16 protein-coding genes are annotated in these 18106 nt (G+C 62.5%); 7 read left to right on the plus strand and 9 right to left on the minus strand.

The genetic code is table 11. The annotated features are described in order from the left end of the window. Positions 1-8: 8 nt before the first annotated feature. The 4 genes from DH08_RS11175 to DH08_RS11190 all read left to right on the plus strand — a co-directional run bounded on the left by DH08_RS11175 (position 9) and on the right by DH08_RS11190 (position 5165). Positions 9-2213, plus strand: coding sequence for a hydantoinase B/oxoprolinase family protein (locus DH08_RS11175; protein ID WP_192179361.1), 2205 nt, complete (start codon positions 9-11; stop codon positions 2211-2213). Further along, complete coding sequence (locus DH08_RS11180; protein WP_192179362.1) at positions 2210-2701, plus strand: acetone carboxylase subunit gamma; 492 nt, start codon at positions 2210-2212, stop codon at positions 2699-2701. Before DH08_RS11175 ends, DH08_RS11180 begins: the two co-directional genes overlap by 4 nt. Before the next feature lie 103 nt (positions 2702-2804). Next, a complete protein-coding gene (locus DH08_RS11185) occupies positions 2805-3632 on the plus strand; it encodes an SDR family NAD(P)-dependent oxidoreductase (protein WP_192179363.1) in 828 nt (275 codons plus the stop codon). A 249-nt stretch (positions 3633-3881) separates the two neighbouring features. Then, positions 3882-5165, plus strand: a complete 1284-nt coding sequence (locus DH08_RS11190; RefSeq protein ID WP_192179364.1) for an O-antigen ligase family protein — start codon at positions 3882-3884, stop codon at positions 5163-5165. Positions 5166-5282: 117 nt separating this feature from the next. On the opposite strand, the gene DH08_RS11195 is transcribed toward DH08_RS11190, so the two are convergent. The 3 genes from DH08_RS11195 to DH08_RS11205 all read right to left on the minus strand — a co-directional run bounded on the left by DH08_RS11195 (position 5283) and on the right by DH08_RS11205 (position 8578). Beyond that, complete coding sequence (locus tag DH08_RS11195; protein WP_192179365.1) at positions 5283-6371, minus strand: acyltransferase family protein; 1089 nt, start codon at positions 6369-6371, stop codon at positions 5283-5285. Between the two features lie 171 nt (positions 6372-6542). Next, positions 6543-7706, minus strand: a complete 1164-nt coding sequence (locus DH08_RS11200; RefSeq protein ID WP_246800784.1) for a polysaccharide biosynthesis/export family protein — start codon at positions 7704-7706, stop codon at positions 6543-6545. A 194-nt stretch (positions 7707-7900) separates the two neighbouring features. Continuing rightward, positions 7901-8578 carry a sugar transferase gene (locus DH08_RS11205; protein ID WP_192179366.1) on the minus strand — a complete coding sequence of 226 codons (678 nt, stop codon included), beginning with the start codon at positions 8576-8578 and terminating at the stop codon, positions 7901-7903. Between the two features lie 608 nt (positions 8579-9186). On the opposite strand from DH08_RS11205, the gene DH08_RS11210 reads away from it, so the two are divergent. Beyond that, positions 9187-9459 carry an exopolysaccharide production repressor protein gene (locus DH08_RS11210; protein WP_192179367.1) on the plus strand — a complete coding sequence of 91 codons (273 nt, stop codon included), beginning with the start codon at positions 9187-9189 and terminating at the stop codon, positions 9457-9459. Positions 9460-9509: 50 nt separating this feature from the next. Here DH08_RS11210 and DH08_RS11215 read toward each other — a convergent pair whose 3' ends face one another. The 6 genes from DH08_RS11215 to DH08_RS11240 form a co-directional block, all read right to left on the minus strand. Beyond that, positions 9510-11399: an ABC transporter ATP-binding protein gene (locus tag DH08_RS11215; RefSeq protein WP_192179368.1), complete on the minus strand. Its 1890-nt coding sequence runs from the start codon at positions 11397-11399 to the stop codon at positions 9510-9512. Between the two features lie 8 nt (positions 11400-11407). Next, positions 11408-12400, minus strand: a complete 993-nt coding sequence (locus DH08_RS11220; RefSeq protein ID WP_192179369.1) for a phosphoenolpyruvate carboxykinase (ATP) — start codon at positions 12398-12400, stop codon at positions 11408-11410. Then, the gene (locus DH08_RS11225; protein WP_192179370.1) at positions 12397-14328 is read right to left on the minus strand and encodes a lasso peptide isopeptide bond-forming cyclase; all 1932 of its coding nucleotides are present in this window, start codon (positions 14326-14328) and stop codon (positions 12397-12399) included. Before DH08_RS11225 ends, DH08_RS11220 begins: the two co-directional genes overlap by 4 nt. A 3-nt stretch (positions 14329-14331) precedes the next feature. Beyond that, positions 14332-14706, minus strand: coding sequence for a lasso peptide biosynthesis B2 protein (locus DH08_RS11230; protein WP_246800776.1), 375 nt, complete (start codon positions 14704-14706; stop codon positions 14332-14334). Between the two features lie 25 nt (positions 14707-14731). Continuing rightward, positions 14732-15031 carry a PqqD family protein gene (locus tag DH08_RS11235; protein WP_192179372.1) on the minus strand — a complete coding sequence of 100 codons (300 nt, stop codon included), beginning with the start codon at positions 15029-15031 and terminating at the stop codon, positions 14732-14734. Between the two features lie 136 nt (positions 15032-15167). Then, on the minus strand, positions 15168-15320 hold the full coding sequence (locus DH08_RS11240; RefSeq protein WP_006205257.1) for a lasso peptide: 153 nt from the start codon (positions 15318-15320) through the stop codon (positions 15168-15170). Positions 15321-15828: 508 nt separating this feature from the next. Here DH08_RS11240 and DH08_RS11245 point away from each other — a divergent pair. Continuing rightward, positions 15829-16977 carry a nucleotidyltransferase family protein gene (locus DH08_RS11245; protein WP_192179373.1) on the plus strand — a complete coding sequence of 383 codons (1149 nt, stop codon included), beginning with the start codon at positions 15829-15831 and terminating at the stop codon, positions 16975-16977. Positions 16978-17046: 69 nt separating this feature from the next. Next, the gene (locus DH08_RS11250) at positions 17047-18069 is read left to right on the plus strand and encodes a glycosyltransferase family 2 protein (RefSeq protein WP_192179374.1); all 1023 of its coding nucleotides are present in this window, start codon (positions 17047-17049) and stop codon (positions 18067-18069) included. Positions 18070-18106 lie beyond the last annotated feature (37 nt).

Here is an 18106-nt window from a genome sequence, read left to right on the forward strand (position 1 = left end):
CGACCGCCATGTTGGACAAACCTGCCTCGGCCCTGCGTCTTCGCGAGCGGCTGCTCGATTCCGAGCGATTGATGGAAGAGACCGGCTGCTATGACGGCATCACCGAGCTCTCGCTGCGCAACCAGGACCCGCTGAAATTCGAGACGCTGCACACCAAGCTGCGCGCCTATTGCGTCTCGGCACGCGAAATGGCCCGCCGCATCTCGGCCTCGCCCGGCGTGCGCGAGGTCGGAGAGATGGTGGTGGCGATCTATACCCCTGAGGGCGACGCGATCGCGCTGTCCAACGGCATCATGGTGCACGTCCACACGATGAGCCGCTTCATCAAATGGATGATCAAAAACGGCTACGAGGACAACCCGCGTATCCGCGAAGGCGACATCTTCGCCAACAACGACGCCTTCATCGGCACCGTGCAGGTGCCCGACGTGATGGACGTGGTGCCGATCTTCCATGAAGGCACGTTGGTCGGCTGGGCCGGTGCTGTCTGCCACGAGCTGGAGGCCGGTGGCATTACGCCCGGCGGCGACGTCTGTCTGGCGCAGGAGCGCTTCACCGAAGGTCTGTTCGTCTGCGCCGAGAAGATCGGCGAGAATGACGAGATCCGCCGTGACTATGTCATCCGCTGCGAGCGCAATCTGCGCATGCCGATCTACTGGGTGCTGGACGAGAAGGCCAAGGTCGCCTCGTGCATCGACATGCGCGAAAGCGTCAAGCAGCTGATTTCGGAAATTGGCCTCGACTATTGGATGAAGGTGTCGAAGGAATTCATCGAGGAGGGCCGTCGCGCCCAGCTCGCCCGCACGCGCCAGCTCACCGTGCCCGGCATCTATCGCGGCCACACCTTCTATGGCCACGTCACCGCCGGCAAGCCCGGCTTCCAGCCGCTCGGCGATCCCGACTGGCTCTACAACATCCCGATCGAGATGGAGATCGGCACCGACGGAAAAATCACCATGGACTTCGAGGGCACCCAGCCCTGGGGCTACCATTCGATGAACTGCACGCCGGCCGGCATGGATGGCGGCATGTTCGTGACGCTGACCCAGCACATGAATTTCGAAGGGCTGGTCAATGACGGCGCCTGGATGGCGACCGAGCTGAAGCTGCCGCATGGCACCTGGACCAACCCCGACAACGAGATGGTGGCGACGGCGACATCGTGGGCTCTGCTGCTGCCGGCCTACGGCGTGTTCCAGCGGCTATTGTCGCGCAGCTTCGTGGCGCGCGGCTATGTCGAGGAGGCCTTTGTCGGCCAGGTCAACAGCCCGATGATCGAAATGGGTGGCGAGAGCCAGTACGGCACGCCGTTCGGCATGGCACACTTCGAATGCGCTGCTGCCGGCTCCGGCGCGCTGGCCATCAAGGACGGACTCGACACCGCCTATGTCGGCTGGAACCCGGAATCAGACATGGGCAACATCGAGGTCTGGGAACAGTCGATGCCGATGGTCTATATCGGCCGCTCGATCGTACCCAATTCGGGCGGCGCCGGCAAATATCGCGGCGGCTGTTCCTTCGTCTCGACCTGGCTGATCAACAAGACCTCGCACCTCAGGTTGCACACGTCGGAGCATTCCTCGCGCGTGTTCGACAATGGCGGCATGTGCGGCGGCTATCCGGCGCCGACCTGCCAGAAGCATCGCGCCGTGCGCAACTCCAACATTCACGAACTGGCAGCCAAGGGTGAGCCGCTGGCGCATGCGCCGGGCACCGACCCGCATGTCTCGGATTACGAGAGGAACATCGGCGGCGACCATGTCGTGGTCGAAGGCCCCTACATCACCGCCCCGCACAAGCAAGGCGATATCTTCAGCCATTCCTACAATGGCGGCGGCGGTTATGGCGACGTGCTGGAGCGCGACCCGGTCAAGACGGCATGGGATGTCGAGAACGGCTTTCTCACCCGCGAAGCGGCGGACCAGGTTTTCGGCATCGTGCTGAAGGACGATGCCGAGGGCTATCCGGTCGCCGATATCGACGCGACCGCCAAACGCCGCGCCGCCATGCGTAAGGAGCGCATGGCCAAAGCGATCCCGGTATCGGACTGGATCGCCGCCGAGCGCGGCCGCGTCGAGAAGGCCGACTTCGCCCCGGAGGTGAGGAAAATGTATGCCAGCGCAATCAAACTGTCGCCGCGCTTCACCAAAGATTTCAGTGATTTCTGGAACGTCGACGCCAGATCGATCTTCACGCCGGGAGCAAAGCCATGACCTCATACAGCAAGGAAATCATCCGCGATCTGGCTAGCGGTCAGCTGCCCTGGCCGCAGACACGGCGCATCATGAGCGCCTACAAGGACGATGACCGCTTCTTCAAGATGGTCGCCGTCCATCAGGATCGTGTTCCCTGGAAGGACCCGATCCTGTTGCCGGTCAGCGATCATCTTTTCATCTGCCAGAGCGGCGATGAGCGGATAACGCGATGCGAGTGCGGCCATTCCTTCGGCGACTACCGCAAGAACTGGAAGCTCAAGGCTGCAATCCATGTCCGCAACACGGAAGAGTCGCTGCGCGAGATCTACCCCAACAGCGATCTGCCGGATCCCGAATGGATGGAGATCCGCGAATTCATCTGCCCTGAATGCGGCACGCTGCATGAGGTCGAGGCAGCAGCACCCGGCTATCCGATCGTGCATGATTTCGAGCCCGATCTGGAGGGCTTCTACCGCGATTGGCTTGGCAAACCGCTGCAGCCTTGACCAGGCGGGTTACCAGGCTTTGGATGGATCGAAGTTCGCCACCGGCTCCGGAATGATGGTCGATGGCCGCTGCCTTGCGGTGTGATTGCGGAGAACCTGTTCGATGACCAATCTCTCGGGCCGCGGCGCCATCGTCACCGGCGGTTTCTCCGGCATGGGCTTCGCCATCGCCACGGCGCTTGCCAGAGCCGGGGCCAACGTCGCCGTCGGCTCCTATGTGGCCGCGCCGGCCGCGGACAGGACCGACGCCGCCTACTATCCGGGCGCCGACGAGATCGAACGGGTGCGCGCGGCTCTGGCGGCGCATGGCACGAAAGTCCACGCCGCGCATCTCGATGTGCGCGACAGCGATCTCAGCAATCGCTTCGTGGCCGAGGCGGAGGCCGCGATCGGGTCGGCCGATATCCTCGTCAATGCCGCCGGCACCACAGCCGAGCAGCCGGTCTGCGGCCATTCCGACGAACTCTGGGACAAGATCGTCGACACCAACCTCACCGGCGCCTTCCGCGTCACCCGCGCCGTGCTGCCCGGCATGATCGGGCGCGGCTGGGGCCGTATCGTCAACATCGGCTCGACCGCGGCCTCCGTCGGCTGGAAGGACAATCCGGCCTATTGCGCCTCGAAGGCTGGCCTGCTCGGCCTGACTCGCTGCGTGGCGCTGGAAGGTGCCCCGCACGGCGTCACTTGCGTCATGATCAGCCCGACCTGGGTGGAGACCGAACTGATGCGCCGCAATGTCGCGCAAGTCGTCGAGCGTGAAGGCAAGGGCCGCACGCCGGAGGAAGCCATGGCCGAAATCGCGCGCGGCAACCCGCAGCAGCGCATGCTGCAGCCGGAAGAGATTGCGGGACTTGCAGTCTTCCTGTGCTCGGACGCGGCCAGGGGCATCACCATGGAAAACATCCAGGTTACCGGCGGCGCTTTGTGGTAGCTCCGGCTCCCGCCCCCGACACAGTCCGGCCTTTATGGGGCGAGGGCGCCGCATTAACGCCATTCACCTGTTGCAGGATGGTGCGCAGGTCCTTCCCGTTTTGCCCGCGACAACATTTGTCATTGAGTGAGGGGCGATTGAACGGTAGGCTATATTGCACTGCACAATATACGCCCCGGATCGGGGCTCGGACCAGCCTCTGGCAGGCCCAGCCGTGAAGGCTCAATGGATGAGAGATCCGTTAGCGATATGAAGATTCCAAAATCCTTGTTGATCGATCCGGAGAGGAATGTCGTCTACGGCACCTTCGCCGTCGCCGTTTCGATCTTTGCCTTCGCCTACTCGACCAATTTCGGCCAGGTTCTCATCCTCGCCTACTACGCGGTCTGGCTTCCGCTCATCCTTGTCGACTACCGGCGGTTTTTGCGGCATCTCTCCGACGCCTGGCTGCCGCTGCTGTTTGTCGCCTATGTCTGTTTCTCGGTCTTCTGGTCGCATGCGCCCGGCATAACCGCGCGAGCGTCGCTCCAATATTTCTCGCATGTGCTGTGCGCCTACATAGCAGCGCGCACGGTCAGTGTCCGCACATTGGTGGTGGGCTCCCTGATCGGGATTTTCTTCGTCCTGCTCTATTCGCTGCGCGTCGGCAATTATGCGCTCGACACCATCGACGGGACCACCAACTTCGTCGGTGCCTTCGGCTCCAAGAACCAGGTCGGCTTCTTCGCTTCGTTCGGCATCTATCTCTGCTTCGTCTTTGTCATCTTCTACCGGCGCGGCTGGCCAAGCCTGGTCTGGACGGCGCCGATCGGCCTGCTGTCGCTTTACATGCTGGCCATCGCACATTCCGCCACCTCGGTGGCGTCGCTGCCGGCGGGGCTGGCGGTCGTTATCCTGCTTGGCGTGAGCAAGGTGCTGTCACGCCGCTACAGGCGGGTGCTGTTCGCGGTCGGCGCCTGCACGCTGGTCGGGGCGATCATGGCGGCGCTCAATCTTGGCCTTATGGATTTCGTGCTCGGCATCTTCGGCAAGGATTCGACGCTCACCGGGCGAACCTATCTGTGGGAACAGGGCTGGGAGGCCGCCCAGCAATTCCCGGTCCTCGGCTATGGCTATGCCGCCTATTGGGTGCAGGGTTTCGCCGAGGCCGAACGGCTGTGGGCCGAGTTCTACATCACCACCCGCACCGGCTTCCACTTCCACAACACCTATATCGAGACCCTGGTCGAGCTAGGCTTTGTCGGGGTGACGCTGATTGCGCTGATCATCCTGCGCGCCTTCTACGGACACGTATCGTCCGTGATCTTCCGCGACTGGCGCGCCGATTCCGTCGTCCTCGCCGGCGCGGTCGGCCTCATGCTGCTCCGATCCTTCTTCGAGGTCGAAATCCTCGGGCCCTACTTCACCGCCTCGTTCGTCGTCTATTACGGCCTGTTCAAGCTGCGCGAAGTGCCGGTGGCGCGGCCGCAGCGGTCGCGTATCGCCATCCAGGAAGCGAGAGCCGCAAGCGGTGGAACGCACGCAATAGGTTAGAGCAATTCCAGGAAAAGTGCCTAGCGGTTTTCCGTCCGGAATTGTATGAAAACAAATACTTAGAGCGGGTCAGCGGGTCCATCAAAAGCCGAACCGCTCCAAGCGGCAGGCCGACGCTCAGGCGATGGCGCGAGAACGCTGCATCTGCCGCTGCAGGAAGCGCCGCACCGGCTCGTCATAGAGGCGGGTTGCGATGTCGGCGATGACGATCACGGCAAGCGCCATGACGATGCCGAACCAGGGATGGTTGGCGAACGGATCGATGGAAGCGGCCTTGCCCGCTCCCGCGATGATCATCAGCATCGGCGTGTGGATGATGTAGATCGGGTAGGAGATCCGTCCGAGCCAGCCATAGAGCCTGGCAAGGCCTGGACGGGTCGGCGCCACGGCGCCAACCGTGACCAAGAGCGGAAACAACAGCACGACGCAGATGAGATCGTAGGGCGCGCGGCCGGCGCCTGCCGGCGCGATGGCAAAGACCACCAGTGTCAGGATCATCGCCATCTCGACCCAGTAGCCTTTCTGCAGGAACCCGAGACTCCCCTGGATGCGCCCCATCGACCGGCAAAGCAGCACCCCCAGAAAGAACGAGAAGGTGACGCGCGGCAGGCCGCTGGCGATGGTCTGTCCGGTCATGCCGAAATCGAGCGTGCCGGCCAGCACCGCAGCAAGGGCCAGCAACGCCAGGCTGCCGGCGATCAGCACCACCAGCGCCCTTTTCGACAGCACGAAGAACAAGAGCACATAGGCGATGTTCACCAGCAGCTCGAAAAACAGCGACCAGGAGGCGGGATTGAGCGGAAAGATGGTGTGATAGGCATCGCCGACCAGCGGAATGAACAGCATGCCCGTCGTCAGCATGACGGCAATGTCGGAGACCGGCAGATACTCGGCCGGAATCAGCCTGTTCTTGATCACCAGATAGAAGAAGCCGAGCAGCGTGCCGGCAAGGTAGAGCGGGTAGAGGCGGATCAGCCGGATCAGCAGGAAGCTGCCGACGCTCATCCCGGTTTCGATCTTCCTGTCATAGGCGTGCGCAATGACGAAGCCGCTGAGCAGGAAGAACAGGTCGACCGCAAGGTAGCTCGAAGGCAGCACCTTGCCGTCGGAGATGAATGGCGAGAAGTGGTAGAGCATGACGCTGATCGCCGCTACGCCGCGCATTGCGTCGAGATTGAGGTACACGTGACGGGGTGCCGGCTGCATTATGGGCCTTCATCAGCGGATCGCTGCGCGACGTCTACAGCGGTTCTCCTGCGCCCGGCTGGGCGGCACTCGATGCTGCCTTCTCAACTCCTGCCGGCCGGCGTCGATGACGCCGGGCCGTTTACCCACTGGCTGACGATTGTCATGCCTACAGGCTGACCATTGTCATGCCTACTGGCTGGCCATCGGCGCCAGCTTGACCTTGATCACGTCCCCCGGCAGCACCGGTGTGTCCTCCTTGGCGGCGATCTCGCTCGTCTTGCCGTCGACAACGCGTACCAGCGAATAGAGGAGGGCCGGTTCTTCGCCGCTCGTGATTGCAGCCGTCGTTGCCGGATCCGTTGCCTGGGCCATCAGGCCTTTTTGCATGCCCACCCTGAGCGCAGCCTCGTTCAGATCGGCTTCGGTCTGCTGCCGGTCGGCGGCGAGCTTCGAGCTCAGGGTATTCTGGGCATCGATCGCATCCTGCGTCGCCTTGCTGATAGACTGCTTGGCGGTGAGGATGGCCGTTTCGTAGTCCAGGATCTTGCCCTGCAGGTCGGCGACGGATTGCTGCGAATCCAGCAGTCGCGAATTGGCGACCAGACCCTTTTGAGCCAGCGGGCCGATGTTGCTGAGCTGCTTCTGCGCCAGATCGACCTGCTTCTGCTGGTTCTCGATCTTCTGCTGCAGCGATTCGATTTCGGACTGCAAAACGCTCTTCAGCTCGTCGAGCGCCTGCAGCTTCAGCTTCAGCGCCTTCTGGTCGGAGGTGAGGATGGTCATCTCGTCGGCGACGATGGCCTGCAACCGCGGATCGCCCTCGACCTCCTTCGGCACGTCGAATGTGGTCTTGCCGACCAGATCGGCATCGATGCGGGCGCGTTTGACCACCAGCCGAACCCGCTGGTCGTCGTAAATGTCAAAATTGCCCTTGGCTGTGACCAGGTCCTTGCCGAGCTGGGCACCGAGATCGGAAGTGCGTCTTATGCCGCCGGCAACGCTGATCGCCTTGAGCACCGTCAGTTCGGGCACGTAAGGAAACTGACCAGGCGACTGCACTTCGCCCGAAATGTAGAACGGCCGGAACTGCACCATTTCCACGGATGCTTCCGGCTTGTCCGCAAGCGCCAGCTTACGCTGCAGGGCTTCGCTGATCGTCGCCGCGATCTCGGCGGTGGTCTTGCCGGCGGCGGGCAATTCGCCTGCGAAAGGCACAGAGAGCGTTCCGCCGGGGCCGACCGAATAGTCGCCGTTGACCGCCGACCAGTCCCGGAACGTGCCTTCGACTGTCTGCCATTCCGCGATGCGGATGTTGAGCTTGTCCTGCGGTCCAAGCTGGTAGTCGCCGGCCATGGCCGGGACCGAAAGCGAGAGCGCCAGGCAGGCTGCGATGAGCCGTACCGGCGCCGTGGATCTGCTGCGAAGAAGTCCGACGATGTCTGTTTTCAACTGAACGTTTCCGATCCGCTTTGCCCCCACCGCCCGATGAGTTCGCTGCTGGCCGAAGACAGCCGCCTCAATGCAAGACCGGCCGTGCGAGACTGACTCTAGTAGGAGCCGCGCGACATCCACACCGCAGGCACGGTCTTGACGATGATGCGAACGTCCTCGAACAACGACCAGTTCTCGACATAGTGGCGATCGAATGCCACGCGAGTGTCATAAGAGACGTCGTTGCGGCCGCTGACCTGCCACAGCCCGGTCAGGCCGGGGCGCGACTTCAGATAGTAAACGGCGGCGCTGCCGTAGATCTCCAGTTCGTCGCGCACGACGGGACGCGGTCCGACGAGGCTCATGTCGCCCTGCAGGATGTTGATGATCTGCGGCAATTCATCGAGGCTGAGCTTCCTCAGTACCGCTCCGACGCGCGTCACGCGCGGGTCGTTCTTCAGCTTGCGCGTCGCGATCCATTCGGCATTCGCCTCCGGATTGGCGGCAAGATAAGCGGCAAGCACGCGCTCGCCGTCCGGAACCATGGTGCGGAACTTGAGGCAGGGGAACACCCGGCCGCCGCGACCGATGCGCTTGTGGCCATAGAAGATCGTGCCGCCGTCCGACAGCTTGACCAGAAGGGCCACCATCACGAACAGCGGGCTGAGAAGAACCAGGCCGGCCAGTGAGCCGACAATATCGAAACTGCGTTTGAGCAGGCCGCCGATGGGTGGCGGAAAATCAATGCCGACCTGCGAAAACCCCGCATTGGCCGACTTGGCGACGTCCCTCATGCTTAAAGCTCCATACGTTGAACGAATGGTTTACGGCACGATATCAAAAAAATGCTGCAGCGCAACACACAATTTCCCATCACGGTGAAATAGTCACGTCATGAATTGACTAAATAATAAACGCGCTCTGCCCAAAAATTCGCCTTTGTGGCACGTTTGTGACAATTTATGAGCAAGTGCTGAAAATGTAGTGCTTTTTTGGGGCCGATTTTGGGCGAATCGTTCTTCGCCGCAGAGCGTGGGGCGTTAAATTGCTTAAGATTCCCCGGATGACCTAGGTTGTTCGCATAAAATACTAATTAACATTGTAGCTTTTACTGAAGTAGAATCCATTTCCTGCTAATCGCTATGGTGCCTGTGTGTGCGTCGCAGCATGGCAGAGTCGATCCCGTCGACCCGCTCAAAATTATTTGCGGTTGGCCTTGCCGACAGTTTCCCACCTTAATAGAGTCGCAAATTGTTCCTGTTAGAGTTTGGATAGGTTGGAAAGGCCGGAAGCAACCGGTCGAAAGTGGGCATAAGAATAAGCTCGCGTGGCGCATGGGGAGATACTCGGGTGGGTAAGTCGTCGCTTTTGCATGCTCGCGTCGGTTGACGGGACGACGGGCATGTCACTATCAAAATTCATCATAGGAATGGTTTTCGCCATCGCGATCGTGGTCGCCTGGTCGTATTTCGATGGCGCTTCGCTGGGCATGACGCTGCTGCGTGCCATCGCTTGCGCCGTAATCATTCAGCTTGGCTACTTTCTGCTGGTCTTCGTCATGGTCGCCAGGAGCGCCCCGACGCCAGTCGAAAAGGCACGCGAAGCCGAAAGAAACCTGGGCCTGGACCAGACGGCCAAGAACGAGAAATTCAGCGCCAGGCGAAGCATTCACTGATTCTTGCTTCGCTGCGCCGTGGCCAAATCGTCCTCAGCGCCAAATCGTCCTCAGCGAACGTCGGCGGTCTGTCTCTCGGCCTGTTCGCCTGACAGCATCCTGGACAACCGGCTGCCGGATTTCTGCTTCAACCGCTGATATTGGCCGACCTCGACGATGCGGCCATTCTCGATTGCCACGACCCAGTCGGCGAAGGCGATCATCGACGGTCGGTGCGCAATGGTCAGGATGGTCATCCGGCCGCGCAGCCCATCGATCGACTTGGCGATCAGCGACTGGTTCTGCCAGTCGAGCGCGCTGGTCGCCTCATCGAGGATGAGAAGCGACGGCTTGCGCAACAGCGCGCGCGCCAGCGCAATGCGTTGGCGTTCGCCGCCCGAGAGCCGGACGCCGCGATCGCCGACCACCGTACCCAACCGATGCTCGAGCCGTTCGACGAAGTCGGCGGCGTGCGCCGCCCGCAGCGCCGCCCACAGTTCGTCGTCGCCGGCCTTCGGCGCGGCAAGGCGCAAATTCGCAGCGATCGTATCGTGCAGCAGGAACACGTCCTGCGGCACATAAGCCACCTGGTCGCGCCAGCGTCGGCGGTTTTGCGCCCCGATCTCGACGCCGTCGGCGAGGATCTTGCCCTGCGTCGGTTCGAGCAGGCCAAGCAGCATGTCGGCAATCGTGCTCTTGCCCGATCCCGAAGGACCGATGAGGGCGGTGACCTTGCCGGCGGGAAGGCCGAAGGTGATGCCGCTCACCACCGGCTTGCCGCCCCCTTCGCCATCCCTGAGTGCCGGGGAAACGTCACCATAGGCGAACGAAACATCACGTATGTTGAGCCCTGTATCGAGCGCCAGTCTGGCGCCTTCAACGGGTTCACTGCTTGCCGGTTCGCGCTCCGCGTCGAATTCGCGCTCCGCGTCGAAGCGCGTCTGCAGGTCGCGCATCGAGGCATAGGCAGGCAGATTGATCAGAACCTGCTGCGCCTGGGTCTGCATGTCCATGAAGCGCGGCGCGATGCGCATGAAAACCAGCAGCAGCACGACGATCTCGGCCAGCGAAAGCTGGAAGCGAACCAGCGCGACATAAATGAACAGGCTGAGCCCGACAACGCTCGCCACCTGGAACAAAGCGGTGCCGATCGTTGAGTTGCGCACGTAGTTGATGTTGTCGGCCTTCATCTTTTCGAGGGTCGTCTGCAACTGCGCGAAATAGCTCGCCTCGACATTCAGGCTCTTGGCCACCTTGATGCCGCCCAGGAATTCCGAGACCGTGCGGTATTGATCCTGGCGATTGGTCGTCACCACCCGGCCGAACGCCGTGGCGCGGGTGCGAAAAGGCTGCAGCGCGACGAACATCAGCACGCCGATCACGATGGCGAAGCCTGTCATCACCGGCGAGATGAACAGCGATATGACGAGATAGCCCGCCAGCAGCACGCCGATCTGCGCCAGCATAAGCAGCGAAAATGCCGCGGCCTGCACGCGGTCTATGTCGCCGGTCAGCGCGTGGTCGAGATCGGAACTGCGCATGCGTGAGAAAATGCCCCAGCGCGCCTTGCCGATGCTCTCGAACAGATTCATGCGCAGACGGTTGATGAAATCGAACAGAAGCCTTGCCATGTAGACGGACTTGAAGCGGTTGAAGGCCGCCTGCAGCGCGACAAGCCCGACCAGCGCGCAAAGCACCGTCGTCAGCTGCAGCGTCCCGTCAGGCACCAGCCAGCGCACGAGGTCGCTGTCCGGCAGTCTGACCGCGAAATTCTGCTCGGAACGCCCCACCAGTTGCAGCAAGGGGATGAGAAGCAGGATCGAGATGCCTTCGGTCAGGCTTCCCAGGATCAGGAAGAGCAAGGCCGTCCAGGTCCTCCGCCCGCCGATCCTGGCGATGACGCCGGCAAATCCGGCGATTTCCCGAAACAGCGACAAGCGAAGGACGGATGATGCCGGCATGGATCTGCTCACCGCGCACGATCGTCGGACGCCAGGTCCTTCTCGATGAGGGCCACGGCCTCGCCGATCCGGCCAAGGCCTGTCGGCACTTCGAGGCGGCACACGCCGATACGGCCCGCCAAGCCGGCACAATGGCGAAGGTGCCGGGTGGCGAAATCGCCGACCAGGGCCAGCCGGCCGAAGCGTGTCACGTAGGAGAATTTGATGACGGCCGACAGCGCCGCTATCTCGGGCAGCGGCGATATCGCCGCCTTTTCACCGCGCTCGAGAATGTAGAGCCTCGTCACCGGAACCTTGTCCGGCGAAAATCCGCCATGCAGGCGATGCTGTGCCTTGTCGATCGCCGGATGCACCTGTGGGCGCACCTCCGCTTGCCGGATCGGGATGGCGGCCGCGGCGTCGGCCGCCAGCTTCAGCTGCGGAAAGCCCGGAACGATCATTGGCTCGTCCGGGCTGGACAGGTCGAGCGCCACGACATCGTCGGTGAGCAATCCGTGCCCGGCGCTGATCATCGCTCCGGCCGTCGTCGATTTGCCGGCGCCCTTGTCGCCAATGAAGATCGCGCTCCTGCCGCCGACCGCAATCGCGCTGGCATGCAGGATGAGCAGGCCGCGCTGGTGCAAAAGCAGCGCCATGACCGGCCCGAGCAGCGGAAAGGCGATTAGCTGGTCATCTATCCCGGGCGCCGGATCAACGATGATCCGGCAGGCGTCGCTGATCAGGAAGGCGCCGACCGCCTGCCATGCCAGATATTGTTGCCTTGGCTCGAAACGGAAAGCGGTTCCGGCCTCGAGCGAGGGTTTTGGATAGTCGATCGGACCGACGGCGATCACGATGTCGGCCGCGGCGGGCGCCGTCGGCTCGAGCTCGGGCAAGGCCAGTTCCGAGCTGATCGTCAGGCCATAGGCCTTGTAGAAGCGGCGCTCTCTGGCAGGATTGCCTTCGACACGCAACCGGGCATGCCCGGAGTCGGCCGCGAGCGACGTGTTCGATCTCGTCATGCTTGGCTCCCACGCAGTTGAACTTGCCGTAACCAGAGAGAAAGCGCGATCGAGCGCCAGACACATTGGACATCGGGCAGGGTCGCCTCATCCGGCTGCCGCAGGATCCGCGCATAGGCCGCGCTCACCTCGGGCAGGTTGACATAGGGCGCGATGCGGTCCGCATCCGATACCAGAACCTTGTCGACAAGATCGCGGTGGTTGCCGAGCATGCCGTGGACGAGGTTGGACTTGAAATCGATCTTGTCGCGCCGCCATTGGACCGACGGCGGCAGGATCCCTTCCATGGCCCGGCGCAGCACATGGCGGCCAAAGCCGTTGTGCAATTTCTCTTCGCCCGGCAGCGCCAGGCAGAACTCGACCAGCGGCTTGTCCCAAAACGGATAGCGCGGCTCCACCCCGAAATTGGCGGCGGCCTTGTCGAGAACCTCGAAGGCGTGCGGCACAATCCCGTTCGACAGGATCCAGCGATGGCTAAGCGCTTCACTGGCGCTCACCGTGGACGGCATGTGTCCGGCCCGGTGGAAGCGGTCGACGAGGTCGGTTCGCCTGGCAAGCTCCGGATTGACCAGATGGCGCCAGCTCGGGCCGCGCGGTGCGGCCGGCCTGCTGCGAACCCTGCCCAGGATGCGGCGTACCGTGTGCCTGAGTTTTGCGATGCGCCAGGCCGGCCCGTAGAGGGTCAGGAACTGGTAGTACAGGCCCAGCATGCTGTCGCCATAGGTGTTCGAGGCACTGCGGATTTCCCGCCACAGCTCCATCCATTTGCCGGCATTGGCAAGCTCGTGCAGATGGCCATGGCCTTGCGAGACGACTTCGTCGCCGCCATGGCCGTCCAGCAGCACCTTCATGCCTTTCGCGCCGGCCTCCCTGTAGATACCGCGCGTCAGCGACAGGCCGGGCGCCAGGAACGTCCCCTCCTGTTCTTCGAGGATGCGTTCGAACTCGGCGAACGGCGCATAATTGCCGACGGCAATCAGCGTGCCGTCAACCTTCTGCTGGCCGATCACCGCGTCGATGAAAGGCCTCTCGTCCATCGAGGAACCCCGTTCGAAGATCAGCGAAAAGGTCGGCAATCTGGGCTTTCGCGCCGTGGCGTTCTGCAGGCCCGCCACGCAGGCGATCGCGGAAGAATCGAGGCCTCCGCTGAGCATCGCGCCGACCGCCGGCGTCCCTCGCATGCGGTTGCGGACCGATTGCGAGAACAGGTGACGAAACTCCTCCGCCGCATCGGACCGCATCGGTCTCGGCGACGGCTCGATCTGCCAATAGCGGCGCAGCACCACTTGGCTGTCGCTCACCGTCAGGCTGTGGCGGGCCGGCAGGCGGAAGATGTCGGTATAGGGCGTCGACTGCGGATCGTCGGGCAGCCCGGCCAGAAACCCGGAAATCTGATGCTCGCTGAGACACGCGCCGGCGCCGCCGACACCGAGTATGGGACCGATCTCCGAGGCGAAGAGGAAACGCCGGTCATCCGCGTGATAATAGAAGGGCTTCACCCCGAAATGGTCACGCGCGCAAAACAGGACCTGGCGTTCGCTGTCCCAGATGGCGAAGGCGAAATCGCCTTGCAGATAGGTCGGGCAGGCCTCGCCCCAGCGCAGATAGGCACGCATCAGCAGCGAACCGTCGGCAAGCGAAGAATCCCTGATGCCGAGCCTGGCCAGCAATTCCTCGCGATTGTCCAGCCGGCAGTCCGCGGTGACGGCAAGCTTGCCGCCGGCCATGGTCAGCGGGCCGGGGCCGGCTTCATCCGTTGTGTTCAGCCAGGCATGGCCAAGGGTTGCGCCAAGGGTTGAGGTCGTGTCCATCCACCACGAACTGCCGTCACGGGCGCGATGCTGCATGCGCGCCAGCATTTGCTGGATGTCCGCCGCGGCGGTCGGCCTGCCTCGCTGCCTGGGCAGAATTCCGGCGATGCCGCTCATTGGCTACTGGCCGTGATCGACAAGATGGGCGAATCCGTTGATGGAACCGCCAAGGACAATATGGTTGCCGCTAATCAGCCAGGCATGCGCCTTCAATTGCGTGCCCGTATCCCGCTCGATGCCAATGCGGATTTTCGAGGCGTTGCCCTGGCGGGCGAGAATATATTGGCCGGAGATCGCCTGGGTGAGGCAGCTTGCATAGGGAACGAGACGGGCCGCGGCGGCAACGCCCCAGGCGACGCGCCTCAGGTCGCCGATGCCGGCCTCGTGAGGCGGGTCGAGTTGCGTCACCATGCGGCGAAGGCGGTTGTACGAAAACAGCGTCAATCCCAGCCGCACCGCCGCGACCACCAGCAGGCAGTGCGCAAGAAACAGCATCTCCGAGCCACTCAAGGAGAGAACCCTAGACAAGTTCCTCATGGTGGAGCCTCGCAAGCCCTGCCTCGGCCAGGCCTTTCAACAACCCGTCGACGTCGGCCTTGCAACGCTCGGGATCGACGTCGTAGCGCGTGAGCACCGCGCTGCGGATATCCGCGATCGTCCGCGGCTCCTGGATCAGATCCCAGATATAGGCGCCGACGCTGTTCAGGCTGTAATAGATGTTGGATTTCAAATTGAGCAGCGCCAGCCCGTTGCCGAATTCGCAGGCCACGGCATCATTGGTCGCACTCACGCAGTCGCGGTCCGATGGGTTCCAGTTCATTCTAAAACCTCTGTTTACAATACGCTACGCTTCGTCATGTTCGGGACCGGTTGGAAAGCCGGGAGACTAACGCCCCCGGCCTCCCTTATCGTTTACGCCCGGAGCCCCAACGTCGCACTCCGGGACGAAATCAAGCTCAGGAGAACGTGAGTTCGCCGATCGGCGTATGCGCGGGGAACGACGCGTCGAGCGCCGTCGAGCCGCCGCCGCCTTGCGTGATGGTCTCGATCGAACCGTGGACCGTCAGGCTTGGCGTTTCGTACTCATGCTTTTCAACATTCTGTTCCATTTTACTCTCCAATATGGACTGGAAACGGCCTGTCGAGTGCCGTCAGCACTTACAATGCTGCAATGCAATAGCTGCATGGCGTCATATGTGAGTCAAGCCTGATTTACCAACTGTTAATCAATTGTCGGTTGCGCTTGGCTCTGCCGGTGATCAAACCTTCGGCAATCGCATCCTAGTCACGCTTGATAGCGGAATTCAACGATGCGCCAATGACGTCGAATTAAGCATCTGATTTGATTATGATAAATTTTTTGACTCAAATGCCCGCTTTATAAGCACGAAGAAATTTGTCCGCAAATCGCCCGATTTGGCGTTCATAGCGGCCTTGGTTCGGCTCTCGATCGGAGTTCCGCTCGACCATGCTCGCATGTCGCAGTTAAACGTTGTGGTTGCATCAAAACGGGACGCCTGAGGAAAAACTGGACGGCGGAAGCGATTTTGGCGATGCTTTGCTTCGCAGTTGCAATATAAGGCGCCGACCGGAATTTTTGCGGAGACATTGTCAGGAATGGCCGTGCAGGAAGGTTCTTACGAAAGGCTGCGCGCCGCCGACTGCGCCGATGAAGTTGCCTACGTGCAGGCCTGCCTGAGGCTGTTCTTCGCTTCCGGACCGGCTGCTGCCGCGGGCGAGGCGCCAGGGCCGGCCATCTCGCTTGCCAGCGTCGCCGACATCGTCAGGCTGAACAAGGTTGCGACCTTCGTGCTCAAAGCCCTGTCGCGCGCGCCGGCAACACAAGCGCCGCCCGAACTGCTTGCCTGGCTCGACACCTATCGCAGGCGGACGGTTTCGATGAACTCGTCCTGCATGATGGACTCGATGGCCATTCACCAGGTGCTGCGCGACAGGCAGATCGACTTCGTCTTCCTGAAGGGGCCGTTCCAGCAGCAGCTGCTCTATGGCGACCATTTCATGAAGCCTTCGGGAGATGTCGACCTGCTGGTCTCGCCGGGCGGTTTTTTCAAAGCCCGCGAGGCGCTGCGCTCGATCGGCTATGAGGTCGCCGGCAAGTCCCGCTCGGTCTGGTGGCTGCGTTTCCTTGGCGAGCAGCACATGCTCCGCGGCGGCGGATTGAAACAGTCCACGGTCGATCTTCACTACCGCCTGCAGCAGCCGGGATCACCGAGCCCGCGCGATACGGATGGGTTCCTGCGCCGCAAACGCGAGGTCGAGATCGCCGGCACCAGGGTGCCGTTCACCTCGGCCTCCGACACGCTGCTCTTGTCCTGCATCAGCGTCGCCAAGGCCTTTTTCAATCGTGAGCCCTGCGCCGGCTATGTCTGCGACATCAGGGCCAGCGCCAGCCGGCTGAGCGAAGCCGAACAGCAGAGCGTGCTCGCCTACGCGGCCGGGCAGAGGCTGGCGGATACGCTGCTGCTCGGCCTCAGGGCCGCCGACGTGCTTCTTGGCGGCTCGGACACGCTCCTGTCGGAGCGCGCCACCCGCATTCTGTCGCGCATAGAAAATGCCGACCTGCTCCACATGGTAATCGCGCCCTGGCTGTCGTCCTTGCGCTGGCCGCAGCGGCGCACCGTGTTATGGGAATTGTGCGGCCGCGAGCCGGTCCGCTATCTGGCCGAGGCCGGCTGGGCGGCATCCGCCGATCTCAGCCGGCGTATTTTCGAAAGGCCGACAATTGGCGAGGCGGACAGCCGGTGAACATCGTTTCGGGCGTCAAGGGGCAGAAAATTCGGAGTCACTCGTGCAGTGCAATCGAAAGGTGAATTGATGTCCAACACGGAATCCCGGGTCTGCGTGATCATCGCAGCCCGCAACGCAGCCCGCACCATTCCGGCCGCCATCGCCTCGGCGCTGCGCGAGCCCGAAGTGGCCGAAGTCGTCGTCGTCGACGATGCCTCCACCGATGACACTGCGCAAGTGGCGCGCGCCGCCGACGATGGCAGCGGCAGGCTCTCGGTCATGCGCCTCGACATCAACAAAGGGCCCTCTTTCGCCCGCAACGCGGCGATTGCTGGCTCCACTTCGCCGTTTATCAGCATTCTCGACGCCGACGATTTCTTCCTCGAAGGCCGGTTTCGCAGGCTGTTCGCCAGCGCCGACTGGGACTTCGCCGCCGACAACATCATGCTGATCAGGGACGATGCGGCGACCGATGTCTCGAAGGTCGTCGCTCCGCCATTCTCGGCCGACCCGGAATTCCTCGATCTCGAAAGGTTCGTCGAAGGCAACATTTCCAGGCGCCGCGTGCAGCGCGGCGAGCTCGGCTTCCTCAAGCCGGTCATCAGCCGGGCCTTTCTCGAGCGCCACGGCCTGCGCTACGACGAAAGCCTACGCCTTGGCGAAGATTACGAGCTCTATGCGCGCGCCGTCGCCCGTGGCGCGCGCTTCAAGGTCATACGCTCCTGCGGCTACGGCGCGATCGTTCGTGCCGATTCGCTGAGCGGCAGCCACCGGACGCTGGATCTGAAGCGTCTGGCCGACGCCGACCTGGCGCTGCTCAAGATCGACAGCCTGCCGGAAACCTCCAAAGCGGTGCTGCGCAAGCACGAACGCCATGTGCGCGACAAATACCGGCTGCGCAACTTCCTCGACGTAAAGGCCGAGCGCGGCCTGGCATCGGCCGCCGCCTACGCCCTGGCCAGCCAGTCGAACCTCATTCCCATCGTTCGCGGCGTCGCCGCCGACAAGCTGGAGGCGCTGTTTCGCCATGCCGGCCTTACCTCGAAACGGCAGCAGGTGCCGCCGATGCGCTTCCTGATGGCGGCCAACGCCGCAACCGCCGAGAACTAGGTTTCGGGGCGCTGCGGCAGCGGCCGGAAACTCGAAA

The sequence above is a fragment of the Mesorhizobium amorphae genome (genome assembly GCF_014843845.1).
Lineage (GTDB): Bacteria > Pseudomonadota > Alphaproteobacteria > Rhizobiales > Rhizobiaceae > Mesorhizobium > Mesorhizobium amorphae_A.

Bases quoted from the DNA above. Each gene is read 5' to 3' on its own strand.
- DH08_RS11175 (WP_192179361.1), top strand. From the start codon at position 9: ATGTTGGACAAACCTGCCTCGGCCCTGCGTCTTCGCGAGCGGCTGCTC.
- DH08_RS11180 (WP_192179362.1), top strand. From the start codon at position 2,210: ATGACCTCATACAGCAAGGAAATCATCCGCGATCTGGCTAGCGGTCAG.
- DH08_RS11185 (WP_192179363.1), top strand. From the start codon at position 2,805: ATGACCAATCTCTCGGGCCGCGGCGCCATCGTCACCGGCGGTTTCTCC.
- DH08_RS11190 (WP_192179364.1), top strand. From the start codon at position 3,882: ATGAAGATTCCAAAATCCTTGTTGATCGATCCGGAGAGGAATGTCGTC.
- DH08_RS11195 (WP_192179365.1), bottom strand. From the start codon at position 6,371: ATGCAGCCGGCACCCCGTCACGTGTACCTCAATCTCGACGCAATGCGC.
- DH08_RS11200 (WP_246800784.1), bottom strand. From the start codon at position 7,706: ATGGCCGGCGACTACCAGCTTGGACCGCAGGACAAGCTCAACATCCGC.
- DH08_RS11205 (WP_192179366.1), bottom strand. From the start codon at position 8,578: ATGAGGGACGTCGCCAAGTCGGCCAATGCGGGGTTTTCGCAGGTCGGC.
- DH08_RS11210 (WP_192179367.1), top strand. From the start codon at position 9,187: ATGTCACTATCAAAATTCATCATAGGAATGGTTTTCGCCATCGCGATC.
- DH08_RS11215 (WP_192179368.1), bottom strand. From the start codon at position 11,399: ATGCCGGCATCATCCGTCCTTCGCTTGTCGCTGTTTCGGGAAATCGCC.
- DH08_RS11220 (WP_192179369.1), bottom strand. From the start codon at position 12,400: ATGACGAGATCGAACACGTCGCTCGCGGCCGACTCCGGGCATGCCCGG.
- DH08_RS11225 (WP_192179370.1), bottom strand. From the start codon at position 14,328: ATGAGCGGCATCGCCGGAATTCTGCCCAGGCAGCGAGGCAGGCCGACC.
- DH08_RS11230 (WP_246800776.1), bottom strand. From the start codon at position 14,706: ATGCTGTTTCTTGCGCACTGCCTGCTGGTGGTCGCGGCGGTGCGGCTG.
- DH08_RS11235 (WP_192179372.1), bottom strand. From the start codon at position 15,031: ATGAACTGGAACCCATCGGACCGCGACTGCGTGAGTGCGACCAATGAT.
- DH08_RS11240 (WP_006205257.1), bottom strand. From the start codon at position 15,320: ATGGAACAGAATGTTGAAAAGCATGAGTACGAAACGCCAAGCCTGACG.
- DH08_RS11245 (WP_192179373.1), top strand. From the start codon at position 15,829: ATGGCCGTGCAGGAAGGTTCTTACGAAAGGCTGCGCGCCGCCGACTGC.
- DH08_RS11250 (WP_192179374.1), top strand. From the start codon at position 17,047: ATGTCCAACACGGAATCCCGGGTCTGCGTGATCATCGCAGCCCGCAAC.